Genomic DNA, 17,629 nt, shown 5'->3' on the forward strand with positions numbered 1-17,629 from the left:
ATCATGCTCGCCGGGCAGGCGAGCAGCGTCGGCTGCGCATCTGCCGCGAGTAGCGCGCCGACCTTGGTGGCTAGAGCGTGTTCTGTACGAGCTGAATGGTCAGCGTCTGGCCGGCTTTGATCGAGCGTGCTGGCAGGCGGTTCCAGCGCAACAGGTCGTCAGCGTCAACCCTGAACTGGCGCGCGATTGAAGCCAGGGTATCGCCACGGCGAATGGTGTACTGCGCAAGCCGGGCCGGCTTCTTGGCAGCGGCATGCGCCGACGCGGCGGGCGTATCGGCGAACCGCCGGTTGGTCTTCGCATCGGTCTTGCTGTCGGCCTTCGGGTTGTCCGCCTTGGCCAGCGTCAGGCGAGAATCGGCAGTCCGCGCACGCCGGTTGTCGCTCTCCGCAAGGTCGGCTGACGGGTGCGCCGAGCCGCTACCGCTCGGCGTGACGATGGCCAGCTTCGTACCGGGTACGACATGGTCGTGGCGAATCTTATTGATCTGTTTCAACTCGCTCAGGCTGATTCCATAGCGCTGCGCGACTTTGAGCAAGGTTTCGCCTTTGCTCACCGTGTGCGTTCTGCGCGTTTCAGCCGCGGCGGCGGTCGTGCCGCGCGCGACCGGCGCTCTATTCTCAAGCTCGCCCGCGGCGACGCGTTGCGGCTCCCGGCTGGCAAGCTTGCTGCTCGGAACCGGACCGGCGACCGCCAGCCGCGTCCCCGGAGTCACCTTGTCGGCGCGCAGCTTGTTGTTTTGCTTCAACTCAGCGATAGTCATGCCGTACTGCTGGGCGACCTTGAACAGCGTCTCACCCTTGCGCACGACGTGTACGCGTGGCGTCACTGGCGGCGTCTGGACGTTGATGGGCTCGGGCTGACGCGGCTGGACGAGCGGACGCGGCGGCGGCTCGCTGCTGGCCGCGGCAAGGGCTGGCGGTTCTGGCAGACCAGCCAGATCAGCGACCTCTGCGCCCTCCTGACGAGCGACCAGCAGCGGCTGCCCGGCCGCCACCCTGGCCTTGCCGTTGATCCCGTTAACCGCCTTGAGGGTGGCTACCGTCATGCCGAAGCGCGCGGCGACCTGTTCGAGCGTCTCGCCTGGGCGTAGCGTATAGGCCTGCCAGGAAGCGAGCGGCTGCTCGCTTTCCTCATGCGCCTCAAGGTTGTTGATGAAGCGGTCGACCTTGTCGGCCGGGATGACCATCGGCGTTTCCGACTTGATCACCGGGCGGTTGTGCGCGGGATTCAACGCGACGAACTCCTGCACCGGCATTTCGGCCAACCTGGCGGCCAACTTGACATCGATGTTTGCCGTCTTGGTGACCGTGGCGAAGTAAGGCCGGTTGGGGACGCCGCGGATATTCAGGTTGGCCAGGACTCTCGGATTGCTGAAGATATTCTTCAGCGCCTGCAGTTTCGGCACGTACTGCCTGGTTTCGTCGGGCATGCTCAGACTGAGATAATCGGTCGGCAGGCCCTGTGCCTTGTTCTTGTTGATGGCGCGGCCGACGGCACCTTCACCCCAGTTATACGAGGCGAGCGCCAAGTGCCAGTCGCCGTGCAATTCGTAGATATATTGCAGGTAGTCAAGCGCCGCTGCGGTCGACGCAATGATGTCGCGGCGCGCGTCCAGCCACCAGTTCTGTTCGAGCTTGTACTGTTTGCCGGTCGCTGGAATGAACTGCCAGAGACCGGACGCGCGGCTGCGCGAGTAGGCTGTCGGGTTGTAAGCGCTCTCGACCATCGGGAGCAAGGCAAGCTCCGTCGGCATGCCGCGCTTTTCGATCTCCTCGACGATGTGATGCAGGTAGCGACTACTGCGCTCGACCATGCGACGCAGCGAGTCCGGATGGTTCAGATACCATTGCTGGTGATGGAGGACCGAAGATGTGTTGATGTTCGGCATCGAAAAGCCCTGCCGAATTCGCTGGTAGAGTTCCTCGGGTTCGACGGTCAGATCAATCGTTTCGGTTAGCGGTGGCGGAGCAACGATCTCGATCACCGGCAAGGCGCCCGCGGTTCCGGTCTGCAAGGCAGATTCGGTGCTTGTCACGCCTGGCGAGCGAAGATTGGGCAGTGTCTGCAAGGGGTCGGCAACGCGCTCGGTAGCTGTTTCCGCTGCGGATGCCGTATTCCACACCAGAGCAAGAGCAAGTGCGATAGCGATTCGTGGCGTCATCCGTGGTTCCTGTTCTCGATTGCGCGAAGCTGCCACGTCATCCCGCTCGTGCGGGTGAGTCCGGGCAAGCGTGGTGGACTGCAACCGAATGATTATAGAACAAAGTGGAACGGCTGATAGTAAGTTTTGTGTAAGCGATTGCCGCCGCCAGGTGCCTGCTCTGCGGCGTCCGATTCGGCGCCGGCCTTGCCGTGCGTCGCCGGCGCGCGGCAAGATGGTATGGCGAAACACAAAGGCCCAGCACGCAGGCTGGGCCTAAAAACTCGGGTGTTGGCGGAGTGGACGGGGCTCGAACCCGCGACCCCCGGCGTGACAGGCCGGTATTCTAACCAACTGAACTACCACTCCATTACCTGCAGGCACTCGCTCTTGCACGATCCAGCCACGCTAACAGTGCGAGGCCGCCGAGCTTTCTCGGTGATCGTCCGGGCAAGCGAGCCAGCATTATAGCGCTTTTCGTGGCCCGATCAAGTCAACAACGAATGGGTTCAGTGGGCTGTCAGCCCGTCGCTAGCAACGACCCTGTCGTCGACCCCGGCCAATCGGCCTTGACCCAGCGAGTTGGCCAGGGGCTGTTTACAGCCCTGTCGCTTCGTCTTGCGGCCGTTTTTCTTGAACCTCCGGCGCCTTCCCCCGCTACGGCGCAAGTGCCGCCTCAAGCTGCAGCGTCCTGACGCAGGAGTCGCCGACACGCTTCGCGCGGAACTCCTGGGTCTCACATAAGATTCATGCAATTGCCCTACGAAGTGGCCAGCCAAGAGGCGGAACCGACGCACGGCGTGCTAAAATTCGACGCTTGATCTGGACGCCGACGCTCCGCCGGAAGTCGCGTCGGAAGCGGAACGACGATGGAAGCCTTCGCCAAAGAAACCCTGCCCGTCAGCCTCGAAGACGAGATGCGCCGATCGTATCTCGACTACGCGATGAGCGTCATTGTCGGGCGCGCCTTGCCCGATGCGCGCGATGGCCTGAAGCCGGTACACCGGCGCGTGCTGTTTGCGATGCACGAACTGTCGAACGACTGGAACAAACCGTACAAGAAATCGGCGCGCATCGTCGGTGACGTCATCGGTAAGTACCATCCGCACGGCGATACCGCGGTCTATGACACGATCGTGCGCATGGCGCAGAGCTTTTCGCTGCGCTACATGCTGATCGACGGTCAGGGCAACTTCGGCTCGGTGGACGGCGACAACGCCGCCGCGATGCGCTACACGGAAGTGCGCATGGCGCGCATTGGGCACGAGCTGCTCGCCGACATCGACAAGGAAACGGTGGACTTCGGGCCGAACTACGACGGTTCGGAGGAGGAACCGCTGGTCCTTCCGGCGCGCATCCCGAATCTGCTGATCAATGGCTCTTCCGGCATCGCAGTCGGCATGGCGACCAACATCCCGCCGCACAACCTGAGCGAGGTGGTCGATGCCTGCCTCTTGCTGCTCGGCAACGCGGAGGTGACGATCGACGAACTGATCGATGTCCTGCCGGCGCCCGACTTTCCGACCGCCGGGATCATCTACGGTGTCGCCGGCGTGCGTGAGGGTTATCGCACCGGGCGCGGGCGCGTCGTCATGCGTGCGCGCACGCATTGCGAAGACATCGACCGGGGCAATCGGCAGGCGATCATCGTCGATGAACTGCCTTACCAGGTCAACAAGCGGACGCTGCTCGAGAAGATCGGCGAGCTGGTCAACGAGAAACGCATCGAAGGAATCTCCGACCTGCGCGACGAGTCCGACAAGTCGGGTATGCGCGTCGTCATCGAACTGAAGCGCGGCGAAGTCGCCGATGTGGTCCTCAACTGTCTGTACAAGCAGACGCAACTGCAGGACACCTTCGGCATGAACATGGTAGCGCTGGTCGACGGACAGCCGCGCCTGTTGAACCTCAAGCAGATGATCGAGTGTTTTCTCCGTCATCGGCGCGAGGTGCTCACGCGGCGTACCGTTTTCGAACTGCGCAAGGCGCGCGAGCGGGCGCACATTCAGGAAGGACTGGCCGTTGCGCTCGACAATGTCGATGAAATCATTGCGCTGATCAAGGCGTCGCCAACGCCGGCCGATGCCCGGCGCGGCCTGATGGCGCGGCTTTGGCAGTCGCCGACGGTGGCCGAGATGCTGCAGCGCGCGGCGCTCGACGCAACACGTCCGGAAGGGCTGGGACTCGAGTACGGGCTGTCGCGCAGCGGTTACCTGCTTTCCGAAGCGCAGGCGCAGGCGATTCTTGATCTGCGTCTGCAGCGCCTGACCGGGCTCGAGCGCGAGAAGATCGTGGCCGATTTCAGCGAGTTGCTCGCACGCATTGCCGACCTGATGGACATCCTCGCCCGTCCCGAGCGAATTACCGAGATGATCGGCAACGAGCTGACGGCAGTACGCGCCCAGTTCGGCGACAAGCGGCGTTCGGAAATCGTGACCCATACGCAGGATCTGGGGATCGAGGACTTCATCACGCCGGTCGACATGGTCGTCACGCTGTCGCATACCGGCTACGTCAAGGCGCAGCCGCTCGCCGATTACCGTTCGCAAAGGCGCGGCGGGCGCGGCAAGCAGGCGGCGGCGATGAAGGAGGACGATTTCGTCGATCATCTGTTCGTCGCCAATACGCACGATTTCATTCTCTGCTTCACCAACCGCGGGCGGGTCTACTGGCTCAAGGTCTACGAAGTTCCGCAGGGAACGCGGACGAGCCGCGGCAAGCCGATCATCAACCTTTTTCCTTTCGAAGAAGGCGAGAAGATCGGTGCGATCCTGCCGGTCAAGGAGTTTGCCGAAGACCGCTACGTGTTCATGTGTACGGCGCAGGGGACGGTCAAGAAGACGCCGCTGTCCGACTTTTCTAATCCGCGCAAGAGCGGCATCATCGCCGTCGCGCTGGACGAAGGCGATGTCCTGATCGGCGCTGAAATCACTAACGGCCGGCAGGACGTGGTGCTCGTCTCGGATGCTGGCAAGGCAGTCTGGTTCGACGAGGAAGACGTGCGACCGATGGGCCGGACGGCGCGCGGTGTACGCGGCATGAAGCTGGCTGAACAGCAGCAGGTGCTGTCGCTGCTGGTCGCCGACAGCGAGCAGCAGACGGTTCTCGTGGCGACCGAAAACGGTTTCGGCAAGCGCACCGCGCTGGCCGATTTCCGCCATTCCGGGCGGGCGACGCAGGGCGTCATCGCGATCGCGGCGAGCGAACGTAACGGCAAGGTGGTCGCCGCTCGCCTGGTGTGCGACGAAGACGAGATCATGCTGATCACCACCGGCGGCGTCCTGATCCGCACGCGCGTGCGCGAGATTCGCGAACTCGGGCGGGCGACGCAGGGCGTGACGCTGATCGCCCTCGATCCGGGCGAAAAGCTCGCCGGGCTGGAGAAGGTGGTCGAAAGCGAGGACGATCCCGAACTGGCCGCGGCGGCGGCGGCCGTGAACCCGGTGCCGGGTGACGATCAGGAGCCGGCATGAAGTGCAATTCGTCTGGCGCACCCGGCGAAGCTGCGGCGTGTGCCGTGAACGCTCGATGAACGAAGGCCCGATGAACGAAAAGCTGGCGGGTGAACTGGCAGCCGTCCGCCAGCAGATCGACGCACTCGACGCGCAGCTTCTTGCGTTGCTCAATCAGCGCGCGCGGTATGCGCAGGAGGTCGGCGCGATCAAGCAGCGGCATGGTGAGGGCGGCGTCATCTATCGACCAGAGCGCGAGGCGCAGGTTCTGCAGCGAATTCAGGCGATGAACCCTGGCCCGCTGCCGAACGAGAGCGTCACCTGGTTTTTTCGCGAAGTGATGTCGGCCTGCCTGTCGCTCGAACAACCGCTCGGCATCGCCTTCCTTGGCCCTTTCGGTACTTTCTCGGAAAGCGCCGTCACCAAGCACTTCGGGCACGCGGCCAGACTGATGCCGCAGCTTTCGATCGACGACGTCTTTCGCGAGGTGGAAGCGCTGCACGCGGACTACGCGGTGGTGCCGATCGAGAACTCGACCGAAGGCGCGATCGGGCGGACGCTCGACCTCTTGCTCAACACGCCGTTGAAGATTTGCGGTGAGGTCGTCCTGCGCATCCACCAACACCTGCTGTCGAATGCGCGGGCGCTCGACGAGGTGACGAAAGTGTACTCGCACGCGCAGTCGCTGGCGCAGTGTCACGACTGGCTGAACCGCTCGCTGCCGAAGGCGCAGCGCATTCCGGTCGGGAGCAATGCACAGGCCGCCCAGCTTGCCGGTAGCGAGCCCGGCGCGGCAGCGATTGCCGGTCAGGCGGCGGCCGAACGCTATCAACTGCCGCAACTGGCGAGCAACATCGAGGACGAGCCGAACAACACGACGCGCTTCGTCGTGATCGGCCGGCAGGATGCCGGCCCGTGTGGGCGCGACAAGACTTCGCTGATCATGTCGGCGCAGAACCAGACCGGCGCGCTCAGCCGTCTGCTGGCGCCTTTTTCGGACGCTGGCGTTTCGCTGACGCGCCTGGAATCGCGGCCGGCGCGTCACACGCTGTGGGAGTATGTCTTCTTCGTCGATCTCGAAGGTCACCGCGCCGACGCCGCCGTGCATTCGGCGCTGACCGAACTTGCTCGCCGCGCACCTTACCTCAAGCTGCTCGGCTCGTATCCGATGGCTGCCTACTGAGCACAACCTGCGAAGGACCTGCGATGACCCTGTTCGCCCAGTCGCTTCCCTACGTTCGCGCCATTTCGCCTTACCAGCCGGGGAAGCCGATCACCGAGCTGGCGCGCGAAATGGGTCTGGCGGTCGATCAGATCGTCAAGCTGGCGTCCAACGAAAATCCACTGGGCATGAGCCCGAAGGCGCGTGCGGCGCTGGTCGCGGCGCTCGATACGATCGAGCGCTATCCGGACGATTTCGTTCTCAAAAGCGCTGTCGCCGAGCGCTACGGGCTGGGCATGGAGCGCGTCGTTCTCGGTAACGGATCGAACGATGTGCTCGACCTGGCAGCGCGCGTCTTCCTCGCGCCGGGTCGTTCGGCGGTTTTCGCGCAATACGCCTTTGCCGTCTATCCGCTCGCCACGCTGTCCGCCGGAGGCGAGCCGATCGCCGTTCCGGCGCGCGACTATGGGCACGACCTGACGGCGATGCGGGCAGCGATCCGGCCCGATACGCGACTCGTCTGGATCGCCAATCCGAACAATCCGACTGGCACCTTCGTCCCCTGCGCGCAGCTCGAGGCATTCATTGCGTCGCTGCCGGATGACGTTCTGGTCGTTCTCGACGAAGCCTACAACGAGTACCTGCCGCCCGCCGAGCGCGTCGACACGACGGCCTGGCTGGCCCGCTGGCCGAACCTGGTGATCACTCGGACCTTCTCCAAGATCTACGGCCTGGCCGGTCTGCGTGTCGGCTACGCGCTGGCTTCGGCGGAGGTTGCCGACCTGATGAACCGCGTCCGCCAGCCGTTCAACTGCAACAATCTGGCGCTGGCGGCGGCGGCCGCGGCGCTTACAGACGAAGAGTTCGTCGCGCGCAGTCAGGCGCTGAACAGCGCCGGAATGCAGCAGATCGTCGCCGGGCTGGAGTCGCTCGGTTTTGCCTACATTCCTTCGCGCGGCAATTTCGTCAGCTTCCGCGCTGGCGACACGGCCGCGATCAACCAGCGCCTGCTGCGCCAGGGTGTCATCGTCCGCCCATTGGCCGGCTATGCGATGCCCGAGTGGCTGCGTGTGACGATCGGCCGGCGCGAGGAGAATGATCGCTTCCTGGCAGCGCTGGAGGCGGCGCGATGACCCGCGCGGGCTTGGTGAGACCGATCACGGTCGACCGCGCCGGGGCAGCAGGGGGCGGGCGGTGAGCAGCGCTCCGCAGTTTGCCAAGGTCGTCGTTTTCGGCGTCGGTCTGATCGGCGGCTCGTTCGCCCTGGCGCTCAAGGCGGCCGGGCAGGTCGGCGAAGTGGTCGGCTTCGGGCGCACGCTCGGCTCGCTGACGCAGGCGCTCGAACTCGGCCTGCTCGACCGCATCGGTTTCAATGTTGGTCAGGAAGTCTGCAATGCCGACCTGGTGTTGATCGCCGCGCCGGTCGGTCGCAGCGGCGAGATCATGGCGCGCCTTGCCCCGTTTATCGGGGCGCAGACGGTGGTGACTGATGCCGGCAGCACGAAGCAGGATGTGGTCGCCGCGGCGCGCGAGCATTTCGCCGAACGACTCGGGCAGTTCGTTCCGGCGCACCCGATCGCCGGCGCCGAAAACAGCGGTGCGGCCGCCGCACGCGCCGACCTTTACCGGCAGAAGCAGGTGGTCATCACGCCGCTGGCGGAAAACCCGCCAGCCTTCGTCGAGCGTGTGCGCGCTGCCTGGGCGTGCTGCGGGGCGCTGGTGCGCGAGTTGAGCCCGGCCGAGCACGATCATGTGTTTGCCGCGGTCAGCCACCTGCCGCACCTCCTGTCGTTTGCGCTCGTCCATGAGTTGGCGCTCCGCAGTAACCACGAACTGCTCTTTGCCTACGCCGCCAGCGGTTTTCGCGACTTTACGCGGATTGCCGCCAGCCATCCGGAGATGTGGCGCGACATCTGCCTGGCCAATCGCAGCGCGTTGCTCGCCGAGCTCGACGGCTATCGGGCACAGCTCGAAGGTTTGCGCGAGGCCTTGGCGGCGGGCGACGGGGCGCGCCTGGAAGCGGTCTTCGAGCTTGCCCGGGAGGCCCGCCGTGCCTGGGCGGACAGAAAGGCCAGCGAATGAGCGGCACCTTCCTCGATCTGCCGCAGATGCTGGGCGCTGCCGGCACGGTTCGCCTGCCCGGCTCGAAGAGCATTTCCAACCGTGTGCTGCTGCTTGCGGCGCTCGCCAGCGGTGAGACCGAACTGCGCGATGTCCTGCTTTCCGACGACACCGAACGTATGCTCGAGGCGCTGCGCGCGCTCGGCGTCGACGTCGTCCAGCAGTCCGCGACGGTTTTCCGCGTCGTCGGAAGCGGTGGGCGCTTTCCGGTCAGGCAAGCCGACCTCTTTCTCGGCAACGCGGGGACGGCGTTTCGCCCGTTGACCGCAGTGCTCGCGGTGGCTGGCGGAGACTACCGCCTGACGGGCGTTGCGCGCATGCACGAGCGGCCGATCGGCGATCTGGTCGAGGCACTGCGCCAACTCGGCGCCGACCTGCGCTACGCCGGAAGCGAGGGCTTTCCGCCTTTGCTGATCGGATCGCCGGTGGCCGACGGCAGCGACCTGGTGACCTTGCGCGGCGAAGTTTCCAGCCAGTTTCTGACCGGCCTGCTGATCGCCTTGCCGCTGCGCCGCGGGCGCACGACCTGCGTCGAAGTGCTCGGTGAACTGATCTCCAAACCCTACGTCGACATGACGCTGCAGATGATGGCGCGTTTCGGTGTCGAGGTCGTACGCGAGGGCTGGCAGCGCTTCACCGTCGTGGCGGGCAGCGCCTACCGTTCGCCGGGGGTGGTCGAGGTCGAGGGCGACGCCTCGTCGGCGTCGTATTTTCTCGCCCTCGGCGCGCTTGGCGGCGGTCCCCTGCGCGTCGAAGGTCTGGGCGCCGATTCGATACAGGGCGATGTGCGTTTTGCCGACGCGCTGGCGATGATGGGCGCCCAGGTGAGCAGCGGCAGCAACTGGTTGGCCGCCGCAGCACCGGCGACGAGCAGCGGACACGCCCGCTTGCGCGGCATCGACCTGGACTGCAATGCGATTCCGGACGCGGCGATGACGCTGGCGACGCTGGCGCTGTTTGCCGACGGACCGACGACGCTGCGCAACATCGCCAGTTGGCGGGTCAAGGAAACCGATCGGATCAGCGCCATGGCGTGCGAGTTGCGCCGCTTCGGCGCACGCGTCGAAGAAGGCGCCGACTTCATCCGCGTCTTCCCGCCGACGCCTGCACCGGCGCTGCTGCCGGCAGTCGTCGACACCTACGACGACCACCGGATGGCGATGGCCTTTTCGCTCGCGGCGCTCGGCGTGCCCTTGCGCATCAAGCAGCCGGAAGTCGTTGCCAAGACTTTTCCGGAGTACTTCGCGCGCTTTGCCGAGGTGACGCAGCCGGTGCCGGTGCTGGCGATCGACGGCACTTCGGCTTCCGGCAAGGGAACGATTGCGCAGCGCGTGGCACAGGCGCTCGGCTGGCATTATCTCGATTCGGGCGCGCTTTATCGGCTGACCGCACTGGCGGCGGAGCGCGCCGGGGTCGCCTGCGACGATGCCGGCCGGATGGCGACAATTGCCGCCGAGCTCGACGTCAGCTTCAGCAGCGGGGCGATCCTGCTCGCCGGTGACGCAGTCGACGAAGCGATCCGCAGCGAGGAAATATCGCGCGCAGCGTCTCGCGTCGCCGCCCTGCCCGAGGTGCGCGCTGCGCTGCTTTTCCGCCAGCGCGCTTTTCGGCGGCCGCCCGGGCTGGTCGCCGACGGGCGCGACATGGCCTCGGTCGTCTTCCCGGATGCGGTGTGCAAGGTGTTTCTCAGCGCGAGCCTGGAAATGCGTGCGAAGAGGCGGCTTAAGCAGTTGATCGAAAAAGGAATCGCTGCTAATATGTCAGACCTCTTGCAGGATCTGCGCGAACGTGACGAAAGGGACAGTCAACGCAGCGTCGCGCCGATGCAGCAATGTGCGGATGCCGAACTGCTCGACACGACGGATCTGACCATCGAAACAGCGGTGGCGCAGGTTCTCGCCTGGGTCAGCAAGCTTCCGAATAAGGGCTAGGGCGGCTCACCGCTCGCCCGCAGTGTCATCCGTCCGGCCCGCCGTCCGGCCGGCGCGGTCACTCCCCGGCCCCGTACTGCCGGGCAGGGCCGCTGCCTGCCGCCGGCGTTGCTTTTCTTGGTCCGGGTGGATGGTTTTTTCTCAACTCAACCCGCAGCGCTGCGGACAGGTCATTCAACTCAACTCATATGTCAACCAACCCAACCATGCAGGAAAGCTTTGCCGAGCTTTTCGAAGAGAGCCTGGGTCGCCAGGAAATGCGTCCAGGAGAAGTCATCACCGCCGAAGTCGTTCGCATCGATCAGAACTTCGTCGTCGTCAACGCCGGCCTCAAGTCGGAAAGCTACATCGAACTCGAGGAATTCCTCAACGATCAGGGCGCGGTCGAGGTCAAGATCGGCGACTTCGTTCAGGTTGCCATCGAACAGCTCGAGAACGGTTTTGGCGAAACACGTCTGTCGCGTGACCGCGCTAAGCGGGTCGCCGCCTGGAACGCGCTGGAACAGGCGCTGAACGACGGAACGCTGGTCGTCGGAACGATTACCGGTAAGGTCAAGGGCGGGTTGACGGTGATGACCAACGGCGTCCGCGCTTTCCTGCCGGGATCGCTGGTCGACATGCGGCCGGTCAAGGACACTACGCCCTACGAGGGCAAGACCTACGAGTTCAAGGTCATCAAACTTGACCGCAAGCGCAACAACGTCGTCGTTTCGCGCCGCGCGGTGCTCGAAGCCAGTGTGGGCGAGGAACGCGACGCGCTGCTTGCGGCGCTCAAGGAAGGCAGCGTGGTCAAGGGTGTGGTGAAGAACATCACCGACTATGGCGCCTTCGTCGACCTCGGCGGCATCGATGGTTTGCTGCATATCACCGATCTGGCCTGGCGCCGCGTGCGCCATCCGTCGGAAGTGCTGGCTGTCGGCGACGAGGTGCAAGCGAAGATTCTCAAGTTCGACCAGGAAAAGAACCGCGTTTCGCTCGGCCTGAAGCAGTTGGGTGAAGACCCATGGGTAGGGATTTCGCGCCGCTATCCGCCGACCACGCGTCTCTTCGGCCGAGTGACCAACCTGACCGACTACGGCGCCTTCGTCGAGATCGAACAGGGCATCGAAGGCCTCGTGCACGTTTCCGAAATGGACTGGACGAACAAGAACGTCCATCCGTCGAAGGTGGTGCAACTGGGCGACGAAGTCGAGGTGATGATTCTCGAGATCGACGAGGACCGCCGCCGCATTTCGCTCGGCATGAAGCAGTGCGCGGCCAATCCGTGGGACGAGTTCTCCATGAATTACAAGAAGGGCGACCGGGTGCGCGGCGCGATCAAGTCGATCACCGACTTCGGCGTCTTCATCGGCTTGCCGGGCGGTATCGACGGCCTCGTCCATCTTTCCGACCTGTCGTGGTCGCTGCCGGGTGAGGAGGCAATCCGCAACTTCAAGAAAGGCGACGAGGTCGAAGCCGTGGTGCTTGCCATCGATACCGACAAGGAGCGGATTTCCCTCGGCATCAAGCAGCTCGACGGTGATCCCTACACCAGCTACATTGCCACGCACGACAAGAACAGCATCGTTTCGGGTGTGGTCAAGTCGGTTGACGCGCGCGGCGCGGTGGTCATTCTCGACGGCGACATCGAAGCCTACCTGCGTGCTTCTGAAGTCTCGCGCGAGCGCATAGACGACCTCAGCAAGGTGTACAAGGAAGGCGACAAGATCGAGGCGATGATCATCAACATCGATCGCAAGACGCGTTCGATCAGTCTGTCGATCAAGGCCAAGGATCAGGCCGAGCAGCACGAGGCGATGCAGAAGTTCTCGGCCGACAGCAGTGCCAGTTCGGCGACGACCAACCTTGGCGCTTTGCTCAAGGCCAAGCTCAACACCCCTCAGTAGGATGACGGATGACCAAGTCGGATCTTATCGCTCAACTGGCGGCGCGTTTTTCCCAACTCGTGACCAAGGATGCTGACCTTTCGGTCAAGATGATCCTCGAGGCGATGGCCGAAGCGCTGGCCAGGGGTGACCGCATCGAGATTCGCGGCTTCGGAAGTTTTTCGCTGAACTACCGGCCGCCACGCACCGGCCGGAATCCGAAGTCGGGTGAAAAGGTCGATGTCCCGGAAAAGTGGGTACCGCACTTCAAGGCCGGTAAGGAATTGCGGGAACGCGTCGACGGCTCGCAGGAACCGGTGGTCTGAGTGGTCGCTTAGTCGTAGCATGCGGGCGGCGCGAGCCGCCCGTTTCTCGCCGGGAAGTGAGTGATGCGTACGCTGCTCTGGCTGTCGCGGATTCTGCTTTTTCTCTTCCTCTTTGCGTTTGCCGTGCGCAACACCGATCCGGTCGCCGTGCGCTTCTTCTTCGACCTGGCTTGGCACGCGCCCTTGGTGATCGTTCTCCTGAGTTTCTTTATTGGCGGGGCCATTCTCGCCGTGTTGTCGCTGATGGCGACCATCTTTCATATGCGTCGTGAGCTGGCTGGGCTCAGGCGGGAGCTCGAACAGGCACGTTTGCCACGATCTGGCGAGCGCGAACAGCGCGTGTGATCGGGTCGGGGGAAGACGCTGCGGGCGCTGCACAGGGAGAAGGTTGATCGGGCATGATTGAGTTCGAATACTGGCAGTTGCTGCTCTTCCCGCTTTTCTTCGGCCTTGGCTGGGCGGCGGCGCGAATCGACATCCGGCACCTGGTGCGCGAGTCGCGCAGCCTGCCGCGCTCCTACTTCCAGGGGCTCAACTTTCTCCTCAACCAGCAACCCGACCGGGCGATCGAGGCTTTTGTCGAGGCGGTTCGGGTTGATCCGCAGACGATAGAACTGCACTTTGCCCTGGGCAGCCTGTTCCGCCGGCGTGGCGAAACCGAGCGGGCGATTCGCATGCACCAGAATCTGATCGAACGCGAAGACCTGAAGCAGGAGCTGAAACTGCAGGCGCTATCGGAGCTCGGTCAGGATTACCTGAAAGCCGGGCTGCTCGACCGGGCCGAAGAGGTTTTCGACCGTTTGCGCGACTCGGCGCTGGCGGAAGACGCCAAGCGCAACCTGCTGGAAATCTATCAGCTCGAAAAGGACTGGGAGAAGGCGATCGCGATTGCCTCGGAGCTGCCCGACTACGCCTCGCACAAAGAGATTGCCGAGTATTTCTGCGAACTGGCAGCCGCAGAGATGATTCGTTCGCGGCACGATCTGGCGGCTGGCTACCTGCAGACCGCGCTCGAACGCAATCGCAAGTGCGTGCGCGCCAGTCTGCTGCAGGGCGACATCCACCTGCAGCAGGAGCAGCCGGGAGCAGCCATCGAATCCTGGCAACGGATAGAGCAGCAGGACCCGACGTATCTTGCCCTGGTCGCACAGCGCCTGCTCGAAGCTTTCCGCAAGCTCGAGCGGCGCGAGGAGGGTCTGCGCTTGCTGAACGGCTATCTCGAACAATATCCGTCGCTCGACCTGCTCGACGTCGTTTTTCAGCTTGTCCTCGAAGCCGACGGGCCGGAAGCGGCGTACAAGTTGGTGCGCGATGAACTCAAGCGCAATCCGACGCTGCTCGGCTTCGACAAGCTGCTCGAAGCGCGGCTGCTGGTTGCTGCGCCGGATGTGCGCCCCGATCTCGAACTGGCCAAGGGAATCGTGCACGGGTACACGCGCCGATTGGCGCGTTATCGATGCGATAATTGCGGCTTCAAGGCGCGCCAGTTCTATTGGCGCTGCCCGGCGTGCGGCGGCTGGGAAACCTACTCGCCCAAGCGCAGCGAAGAATTCGATCTTGCTCCCTAGCTTGCAACCTTGCTGCCGCCGCTTGCTCGGCGCAGCTTCAATGTACTTGCCGATGACCCGCCTGTTCGTCCGCTTATGTCAGGCCCTGTCCGCCGATTCGCTGGATCTGGGCGGATGGCTGCAGTACGACGCCCGTCCGGGTATTGGCCGGTGGTCGCGGCCAGCGCGGTCGGCGCTTGCCGGCAACACGCTTCTTCCTGCCGGGCAGAGCCGTCATGCACATCCCTGATCAGGCGACGGCGCGCGTTCTCGTCGTCGGCGATGTCATGCTCGACCGCTACTGGTTTGGCGATGTGGCGCGCATCTCGCCGGAAGCGCCGGTGCCGGTGGTCAAGGTCGAGCGGAGCGAAGAACGGCCGGGTGGCGCGGCAAACGTGGCGCGCAATGTGGCGGCACTCGGTGCGCAGGTCGGCCTGCTCTCGGTCGTCGGTGACGACGAAGCCGGGCAGAGCCTGCAGCGCCTGCTGTCGGCGAGCGGTATCGCGGTCAGCCTGCACGTCGATCGCGCAATCAGCACGACGGTCAAACTGCGCGTCATCGGGCGCCAGCAGCAATTGCTGCGCATCGATTTCGAGACGACGCCATCGCACGAGGTGCTGCGCGCCAAGCTCGCCGAGTTCGCCGCGCGTCTGGCCGACTGCGATGCGGTGATTCTCTCCGACTACGGCAAGGGGGGGCTGGCGCACATCGCCGAAATGATCCGGCTGGCGCGTGCAGCCGGGAAGCGCGTCCTCGTTGATCCCAAAGGCGATGACTTTGCCAGGTACGCCGGCGCGACGGTGGTCACGCCGAACCGGGCCGAACTGCGCGCGGTCGTTGGACGCTGGCAAGATGAAGAGGAACTGGTGCGCAAGGCCGAGAATTTGCGCAGTGCGCTCGATCTCGAGGCGCTGCTGGTTACGCGTAGCGAGGAAGGAATGTCGCTCGTCCGAGCGGGCGGCGCTGTGCACGAAAAAGCGCTGGCGCGCGAAGTCTTCGACGTTTCGGGCGCCGGTGATACGGTGATCGCGACGCTTTCCGTCATGCTGGCCGGGGGTGCTGGATGGGCCGACGCAGTGCGCGCCGCCAACGTGGCGGCGGGAATCGTCGTCGGCAAGCTGGGAACGGCGGTGGTCAGTCGCCGCGAGCTCGATTCTGCGCTCAATTGAGGTGAGGAGGTTCAATGTACACGATTGTTACCGGAGCGGCTGGTTTCATTGGTTCCAATCTGGTCAAGGCACTCAACGACCGTGGATTGCGCAAGATCATCGCGGTCGACAACCTGACGCGGGCAGTCAAGTTCCGCAATCTGGTCGATTGTGAGGTTGCCGACTACATCGACAAGGATGATTTTCTCGAACGACTGGCAGAAGGCGACTTCGATGGTGACGTCGAGGCGGTTGTTCATCTCGGCGCGTGCTCGGATACGCTGGGGAGCGACGGTCGCTACATGATGGAAAACAACTACCGCTATTCGCTGTCCTTGCTCGACTGGTGCCTGGATCAGGAAGTTCAGTTTCTCTACGCCTCGAGTGCAGCAACTTACGGTGGCGGCAGGGTATTTCGCGAGGAGCGCGCGTGCGAATCACCGTTGAACGTCTATGGCTATTCGAAGTTCCTGTTCGATCAGGTCGTTCGCCGCCGCCTCAGCGAGGTCGGTTCATTCGCTTCGCAGGTCGTCGGCCTGCGCTATTTCAATGTCTATGGACCGCGCGAAGCGCATAAGGCGCGCATGGCGTCGGTTGCCTTCCATCACTATCGACAGTTCCGCAGCGAAGGCCGCGTCAAGCTCTTCGCCGGCAGCCACGGCTATGCCGACGGCGAGCAGCAGCGCGATTTCGTCTATGTCGGCGATGTGAGCAGCGTCAATCTCTTCTTTCTCGATCACCCCGACAAGTCGGGTATTTTCAATGTCGGTACCGGCCGCGCGCAGAGCTTCAACGAATTGGCAGCGGCCACGGTCAACGGTTGCCGTGCGCTCGCCGGAGAAGCGGAACTGGAGCTGTCCGAGCTGGTGCAGCGCGGCCTGCTCGAGTACATTCCGTTTCCCGCCGATCTGGCGGGAAAATATCAGAGTTACACGCAGGCGGACATCTCGAGACTGCGCAAGGTCGGCTACGAACTGCCCTTCGCGACCGTCCAGGAAGGCGTTGCGCGCTACGTCGAGTGGCTTGACCAACATGCATAGAACGCTCGAAGACTATGTGGGTGAAACGCCGTTGGTGCGCCTGCAGCGCCTGCCTGGGGCGGTGGGCGATGCGCGCGGCAATCTCCTGCTGGCGAAGCTCGAAGGGAACAATCCGGCGGGCTCGGTCAAGGACCGGCCGGCCGTGTCGATGATCGTCCGCGCCGAAGAGCGCGGCGACATACGGCCTGGCGACACGCTGATCGAAGCCACTTCGGGGAACACAGGAATCGCGCTGGCGATGGCCGCCGCGTTGCGCGGCTACCGGATGATTCTCGTCATGCCCGAGAATCAGAGCGTCGAAAGGCGGCAGACGATGCGCGCCTTCGGCGCCGAACTGGTGCTGACGCCGCGTGATGGCGGGATGGAACTGGCGCGCGATGTCGCCGAAGGCATGCGCAACGATGGGCGTGGCATCATCCTGGATCAGTTCGCCAATCCGGACAACCCTTTGGCGCACTTTGCCGGAACCGGTCCAGAAATCTGGCGGCAGACGTCCGGCGGTGTGACGCACTTTGTCAGCAGCATGGGGACGACCGGAACGATCATGGGCGTGTCGCGCTACCTGAAGGCGCGTAATCCGCAGGTCCGCATCGTTGGCTGCCAGCCGGAGGAGGGTTCGCAGATTCCGGGCATTCGCAAGTGGCCGGCTGCCTACCTGCCGAAAATCTACGATCCGGCGCTGGTCGACCGCATCGAGTTCGTATCGCAGGGCGAAGCCGAGCACATGACGCGTCGTCTGGCCTGCGAGGAGGGAATCTTTGCCGGGATTTCTTCCGGCGGTGCCTTGGCCGTTGCGCTGCGCCTGGCCAGCGAGCTCGAAAACGCGACGATCGTCAGCATCGTTTGCGATCGCGGCGATCGCTACCTGTCGACCGGAGTGTTTCCTGCCTGATC

General features: G+C 64.0%; 13 protein-coding genes and 1 tRNA gene. 12 read left to right on the forward strand and 2 right to left on the reverse strand.

The window, feature by feature from the left end:
• Positions 1–70: 70 nt before the first annotated feature.
• Positions 71–2,164: a LysM peptidoglycan-binding domain-containing protein gene (locus Q1L59_RS13590; protein WP_300333084.1), complete on the reverse strand. Its 2,094-nt coding sequence runs from the start codon at positions 2,162–2,164 to the stop codon at positions 71–73.
• Between the two features lie 271 nt (positions 2,165–2,435).
• Positions 2,436–2,512 (reverse strand) — tRNA-Asp (locus Q1L59_RS13595).
• A 500-nt stretch (positions 2,513–3,012) separates the two neighbouring features.
• Here Q1L59_RS13595 and gyrA point away from each other — a divergent pair.
• From gyrA to cysM, 12 genes are all read left to right on the forward strand, one after another.
• On the forward strand, positions 3,013–5,616 hold the full coding sequence (gene gyrA / locus Q1L59_RS13600) for a DNA gyrase subunit A (RefSeq protein WP_300333085.1): 2,604 nt from the start codon (positions 3,013–3,015) through the stop codon (positions 5,614–5,616).
• A gap of 70 nt (positions 5,617–5,686) precedes the next feature.
• Positions 5,687–6,778 carry a prephenate dehydratase gene (gene pheA, locus Q1L59_RS13605; RefSeq protein WP_300333161.1) on the forward strand — a complete coding sequence of 364 codons (1,092 nt, stop codon included), beginning with the start codon at positions 5,687–5,689 and terminating at the stop codon, positions 6,776–6,778.
• Between the two features lie 23 nt (positions 6,779–6,801).
• Positions 6,802–7,890 carry a histidinol-phosphate transaminase gene (gene hisC / locus Q1L59_RS13610; RefSeq protein ID WP_300333087.1) on the forward strand — a complete coding sequence of 363 codons (1,089 nt, stop codon included), beginning with the start codon at positions 6,802–6,804 and terminating at the stop codon, positions 7,888–7,890.
• A gap of 61 nt (positions 7,891–7,951) precedes the next feature.
• Positions 7,952–8,839, forward strand: a complete 888-nt coding sequence (locus tag Q1L59_RS13615) for a prephenate dehydrogenase/arogenate dehydrogenase family protein (protein ID WP_300333090.1) — start codon at positions 7,952–7,954, stop codon at positions 8,837–8,839.
• Positions 8,836–10,809: a bifunctional 3-phosphoshikimate 1-carboxyvinyltransferase/cytidylate kinase gene (locus Q1L59_RS13620; protein WP_300333093.1), complete on the forward strand. Its 1,974-nt coding sequence runs from the start codon at positions 8,836–8,838 to the stop codon at positions 10,807–10,809. Before Q1L59_RS13615 ends, Q1L59_RS13620 begins: the two co-directional genes overlap by 4 nt.
• Before the next feature lie 188 nt (positions 10,810–10,997).
• Positions 10,998–12,695 carry a 30S ribosomal protein S1 gene (gene rpsA, locus Q1L59_RS13625; RefSeq protein ID WP_300333095.1) on the forward strand — a complete coding sequence of 566 codons (1,698 nt, stop codon included), beginning with the start codon at positions 10,998–11,000 and terminating at the stop codon, positions 12,693–12,695.
• A gap of 8 nt (positions 12,696–12,703) precedes the next feature.
• A complete protein-coding gene (locus Q1L59_RS13630) occupies positions 12,704–13,000 on the forward strand; it encodes an integration host factor subunit beta (protein ID WP_300333098.1) in 297 nt (98 codons plus the stop codon).
• Positions 13,001–13,063: 63 nt separating this feature from the next.
• Positions 13,064–13,345, forward strand: a complete 282-nt coding sequence (locus tag Q1L59_RS13635) for a lipopolysaccharide assembly LapA domain-containing protein (protein WP_300333101.1) — start codon at positions 13,064–13,066, stop codon at positions 13,343–13,345.
• Positions 13,346–13,398: 53 nt separating this feature from the next.
• Positions 13,399–14,568: a lipopolysaccharide assembly protein LapB gene (lapB, locus tag Q1L59_RS13640; protein ID WP_300333103.1), complete on the forward strand. Its 1,170-nt coding sequence runs from the start codon at positions 13,399–13,401 to the stop codon at positions 14,566–14,568.
• 215 nt (positions 14,569–14,783) lie between these two features.
• The gene (rfaE1, locus tag Q1L59_RS13645) at positions 14,784–15,716 is read left to right on the forward strand and encodes a D-glycero-beta-D-manno-heptose-7-phosphate kinase (RefSeq protein ID WP_300333106.1); all 933 of its coding nucleotides are present in this window, start codon (positions 14,784–14,786) and stop codon (positions 15,714–15,716) included.
• Between the two features lie 14 nt (positions 15,717–15,730).
• Positions 15,731–16,735, forward strand: a complete 1,005-nt coding sequence (rfaD, locus tag Q1L59_RS13650; protein WP_300333108.1) for an ADP-glyceromanno-heptose 6-epimerase — start codon at positions 15,731–15,733, stop codon at positions 16,733–16,735.
• Complete coding sequence (cysM, locus tag Q1L59_RS13655; RefSeq protein WP_300333109.1) at positions 16,728–17,627, forward strand: cysteine synthase CysM; 900 nt, start codon at positions 16,728–16,730, stop codon at positions 17,625–17,627. The genes rfaD and cysM overlap by 8 nt, the downstream gene beginning before the upstream one ends.
• Positions 17,628–17,629 lie beyond the last annotated feature (2 nt).

Origin of the sequence: Accumulibacter sp. (genome assembly GCF_029255125.1) — a bacterium.
Lineage (GTDB): Bacteria > Pseudomonadota > Gammaproteobacteria > Burkholderiales > Rhodocyclaceae > Accumulibacter.